Below are 4,409 nucleotides of genomic sequence, written 5' to 3'. Positions count from 1 at the left end.
GGCTACGAAAGGATGGCAGCCGCTTTCGCGCACATGCTGTTGTCAATGCTCTTTATGACAGCAAGGGCCGCCTCGTCGGATTTGCCAAGATCACTCGCGACATTACGGCACGTGTCGAGGCCGAGAAAGCTCTGCGCCAAACGCAGGATCAGCTCGCCCAGTCGCAGAAGATGGAGTCCCTTGGGCAACTGACGGGCGGAATGGCGCATGACTTCAACAATGCGCTGGCGATCATCATGAGCGCCTTGCAACTAGCAGAACGTGCGATCGATCGCGGCGATATCGATCGGGTCCGCAAGTTCATCGCTGATGCGATAGAAAGCGCCCAGCATGCAGGAGAGCTTGTGCGCCGCCTTCTCGCCTTTTCACGGCAGCAACCGCTGTCGCCCAAGCCGCTCGATGTGAATGGGCTGGTGGGAAACATGTCGGAGATCCTGCGACGTACGCTCGGTGAGCAAGTCCAGATCGAAACCGTCCTGGCCGGCGGTCTCTGGAACATCAAAGCCGACCAGAATCAGCTCGAAAACGCGCTCATCAATCTTGCTACGAACGCGCGCGACGCCATGCCGGGCGGCGGCAGGCTGACGATCGAAACGTCCAATGCTCATCTGGATGATCATTATGCGGCGGACCACATGAGTGTGCCGCCGGGCCAGTATGTACTGCTAGCCGTCTCCGACACCGGCGTCGGAATGACGGGCGAACAAATCAGCAAGGCGTTCGAACCCTTCTTCACGACCAAAGCGGTCGGCCGCGGTACAGGGCTCGGCCTGGCGCAGGTGTACGGTTTCCTCAAGCAGTCCGGAGGCCACGCGCGCATCTACTCGGAAGCGGGGCACGGCACAACCGTGAAGCTCTACTTCCCCCGCTATGTGGGGGCATTCCAACGAGAGCCGATCACGCGTTCGGAAGCAGTGCCACTTGGAACACACGATGAGACCATTCTCGTTGTGGAAGACCAGCCCAACGTCCGCCAACTCACGGCTCAGGGGTTACGCGAGCTGGGTTATACGGTCTTCGAAGCGGACAGTGCGGACGCCGCACTCGCGATCCTCCAGAAGCGTGACGATGTGGCGTTGCTATTTACGGATGTTGTCATGCCCAACATGGATGGACGCAGGCTAGCGGATGAGGCTCTCAAACATCGGCCCAAACTCAAGGTGTTGTTCACAACCGGCTTTACGCGCAATGCGATCATTCACAACGGAACGATTGACCCGGATACGCATTTCATCGCCAAGCCCTTTAAATTGGAAGAGCTTGCGCGGAAAGTTCGGGAAGCGCTGACAAGTTAGCGCGCGGCTTGCGCGGCTGCATCTAGTTGCCACCCGGTGTTCGTCAAGGACGATCGTTCTCGTCGCCATCCCGTGCGCCACCAGATTGCCGGTTGGGGTGCAGTCAAGCCCAGATGTTGCGGTTTGATTTTGATCGGTATGCGAATCACACGTCTTAAGGCGTGCGCCATCATCGACCGCCCGTTCACGCGCTGACGAGGAGCATCCTCAGTGAGGGCGTGAACCGGAGAGGGCCCATGCTCATGGCGGACGCGACAGTGCTGCTGGTGGAGGACCATGAAACCCTGGGCGCCTACATAACGCTGGCCCTGGTGGATCAGGGCTGCAAGGTGCTGGGTCCCGCCACCAGTGTTTCCGACGCCTTGAGCATCCTGGGTGAGGGAAAGCCCGACGCGGCTGTGCTCGACTACCAGTTGTCCGATGGAGAAACGTCGGAAGCGGTGCTTGCGATTCTCGAAGAACGGAACGTGCCGGTGTGTGTGATTTCGGGGAGCTTGCGTGAACAGCTTCCCCCGGATTTCTTCAAGTATCCCTTTTTGCAAAAACCCTTCGGGCCGCAAGACCTGTACGAAGTCCTGGAGCGTCTTTAGTCGGACCTGCAGGGCCCGCGGCAGACGAGTGTTAATTCCCCCCCCGGCGTATAGTCAGCGATTCGACGAGAATGCTCGAGGGGACGATGCGACTGGCAGACTTCATTCTCGCCAACGTCCAACCCATCGTCGCCGAGTGGGAAACGTTCGCGCGCAGCCTCGCGCGCGGGGCGGAAATGACACCGCTCGCTCTGCGTGACGCCGCCGAGAAGATCCTGGTGGCAACCGCGCGAGATATGCAGACCGAGCAAAGCCTTCCACAGCAGGCGAGCAAATCCAGAGGCCACGGTGGTGCAGGCGGCGCGGAGAGCGACCGGCTCGACGAGTCCTCGACAACGCATGGCCTGGAGCGCGTGGGCGCAGGCTTCGACATCATGGAGGTCGTCTCCGAATACCGCGCCTTGCGTGCCAGTGTGCTGCGCCTGTGGCGCAGGAGTGTTCCGCAAGCGGATGTCAACGACATTGACGACATTACCCGATTCAATGAAGCGATCGATCAGTCGCTCGCCAAAGCTGTCGCCAGCTTCACCCGACGCGTCGAACAATCCCGCCGCATGTTTCTGGCGATCCTCAGCCACGACCTGCGCAACCCGCTATCCGTGATTCGCATGGCTGCGGGGCTGGTCGCGCGGACAGAAAGAGATTCACGCTCACAGGAGGCAACGGCACAGATCGAAGGTAATACGCAGGTGATCTCGCGCTTGATCGATGATCTGATCGACTTCGCTTCCACCGGGCTGGGCAGCGCCATGCCGCTCTCGCGCGAGCGGGTCAATCTGAAAACGCTGTGTCGCGAAGTGTTCGAGGGATTTCGCTCGACGCACCCACAGCGCACGCTGCGCTTTAATTCGCAAGGCGATGTTGTCGGCAGTTGGGATGACGCCCGACTTCGCCAGGTGGTTTCCAATCTCGTGGGCAATGCCCTTCAGCACGGGTCGGCCGACGGGCCGGTGGAGTTGGCCGTCGCTTCGCAAGATGCGGACGTAATCTTGAGCGTGCACAACGAGGGCACACCCATCCCGCCGGACGCTCTGGCGACGATCTTCGATCCGCTGGTGCGTTACACCACACCCGAAGCGGCAAAGCGACGGACTCAGGGCAGCATCGGATTGGGCTTGTATATCGTGCGCGCGATCGTCGGCGCGCACGGCGGGACAGTTTCGGTCGTTTCGATGAATGAAGGCACGACCTTTACCGTGCGGCTTCCGAAGCAGCCCTCGGATCAATAGTCGGGAAGTAGTCGTACGGGTAATCGCTGCGCGCTTGAACGCGCGATGCCGATTTGGTCCCGAAAGTCCCCGGCATCCCTATCCTGCTCTAGCTCATTCTTCCTTGGAAAATGTCAGCATGCTGACATTGCGAATGCATCCACTGTGGGCCAAACGTGGGCGCTATCCCTATCCTGCACTAGCCCACTTTTCTCGAAATTGGGTCCACTTGCTACCGACAAACCTATCCTGCACTAGCCCATTTTTTTGCGAAACCATGTTCAGCCGGCTGAACATTCGCTCCTGCCGAAGCCCGGCACTCCGCGCAGGCGACCATGCCTAAAATCTATCGGATGCCAGCCGGAACCGCTCACGTCTCCACGGCCTTGCGTTTGCGTCGGCGGGCGCTGTGGATGCCATGCGCAATCGGACTGTGTTCCGTGAGCGCTGCAACAAGCACCAACCCCAGCGCCGCACCGGCTATCTGCGCGATCAGGAACGCCGGCGCGTCCACGGGCCGGATGCCCGCGAAGGTGTCGGTGAATGCGCGTGCGATCGTCACGGCCGGATTGGCGAACGCGGTGGAAGCGGTAAACCAGTAGGCGGCGGCGATGTAAGCGCCCACCAGCGCGGGCAGTGCATTTGGCCGCGCGCGGTGTCCGAGAAAAATCGTTGCCAGCAAGCCGGCCGTCGCGACGCCTTCGCTCAAATACTGCGGCCATCCGATGCGGGCCTTAGTGCCCAGCTCGAACAGCGGCAAGCCGAACATCGCGTGCGCCAGGATCACGCCGGCCAGCGCCCCGATTACTTGCACCGGGATGTAGAGCAAAGCTTTGCGCCAGCCGATCGCGCTGCGCCAGGCAAACGCGAGACTGACAATCGGATTGAAGTGCGCGCCGGAAATAGGCGCAAACAACACGATCAGCACATACAGCATGAGCCCCGTGGCGGTACTGTTGGCCAGCAGGGCGATCGCGGCGTTTCCGTTGGCCAGCACTTCGCCCATGTGGCCGGAACCCACGATGACCGCCAGCAGCGCGGCGGTGCCGACAAATTCGGCCAAAAGCTCGCGGGTCAAGCCGGCTTTCATGCTTTGGCCGCGGAAAGGCGATCGAGCAACGCGGTCACGCGGCGCTCGATTTCGTCGCGGATTTCGCGGAACTGCACATCGGGAAGCTGCTTGGGGTCGGGCAGTTCCCAATCTTCGCGAATGCGCGCCGGCAGCCACGGGCAGGCGTCGCCGCAGCCCATCGTGACCACGGCATCGAAACTTTGATCGGCCAAACTGTCCAAAGCCTTCGGCCGCTCGCCGGAAA

General features: G+C 60.9%; 5 protein-coding genes. 3 read left to right on the top strand and 2 right to left on the bottom strand.

Annotated features, from left to right (window positions below):
- The 3 genes from V7D69_RS15385 to V7D69_RS15375 form a co-directional block, all read left to right on the top strand.
- Positions 1–1,295 (top strand): ATP-binding protein (locus V7D69_RS15385; RefSeq protein WP_333606245.1); only part of this gene is annotated, 1,295 nt, incomplete at its 5' end.
- A gap of 236 nt (positions 1,296–1,531) precedes the next feature.
- Complete coding sequence (locus V7D69_RS15380; RefSeq protein ID WP_333606244.1) at positions 1,532–1,885, top strand: response regulator; 354 nt, start codon at positions 1,532–1,534, stop codon at positions 1,883–1,885.
- Positions 1,886–1,956: 71 nt separating this feature from the next.
- Positions 1,957–3,114, top strand: coding sequence for a sensor histidine kinase (locus V7D69_RS15375; RefSeq protein ID WP_333606243.1), 1,158 nt, complete (start codon positions 1,957–1,959; stop codon positions 3,112–3,114).
- Positions 3,115–3,463: 349 nt separating this feature from the next.
- Here V7D69_RS15375 and V7D69_RS15370 read toward each other — a convergent pair whose 3' ends face one another.
- Together V7D69_RS15370 and V7D69_RS15365 are read right to left on the bottom strand one after the other, a co-directional pair.
- A complete protein-coding gene (locus V7D69_RS15370; RefSeq protein WP_333606242.1) occupies positions 3,464–4,183 on the bottom strand; it encodes an MIP/aquaporin family protein in 720 nt (239 codons plus the stop codon).
- The coding region (locus V7D69_RS15365) for a hypothetical protein (RefSeq protein ID WP_333606241.1) at positions 4,180–4,409 on the bottom strand (230 nt) is incomplete at its 5' end. The genes V7D69_RS15370 and V7D69_RS15365, both read right to left, overlap by 4 nt.

The sequence above is a fragment of the Novosphingobium sp. genome, from assembly GCF_036733805.1.
Taxonomy (GTDB): Bacteria; Pseudomonadota; Alphaproteobacteria; order Sphingomonadales; family Sphingomonadaceae; genus Novosphingobium.
Note: the sequence above shows the minus strand (reverse complement) of the source record. Positions and strands in the feature narration are given on the sequence as shown.

Excerpts from the sequence above, each read along its gene's own strand:
- V7D69_RS15370 (WP_333606242.1), bottom strand. The coding sequence starts at position 4,183 with ATGAAAGCCGGCTTGACCCGCGAGCTTTTGGCCGAATTTGTCGGCACC.
- V7D69_RS15375 (WP_333606243.1), top strand. The coding sequence starts at position 1,957 with ATGCTCGAGGGGACGATGCGACTGGCAGACTTCATTCTCGCCAACGTC.
- V7D69_RS15380 (WP_333606244.1), top strand. The coding sequence starts at position 1,532 with ATGCTCATGGCGGACGCGACAGTGCTGCTGGTGGAGGACCATGAAACC.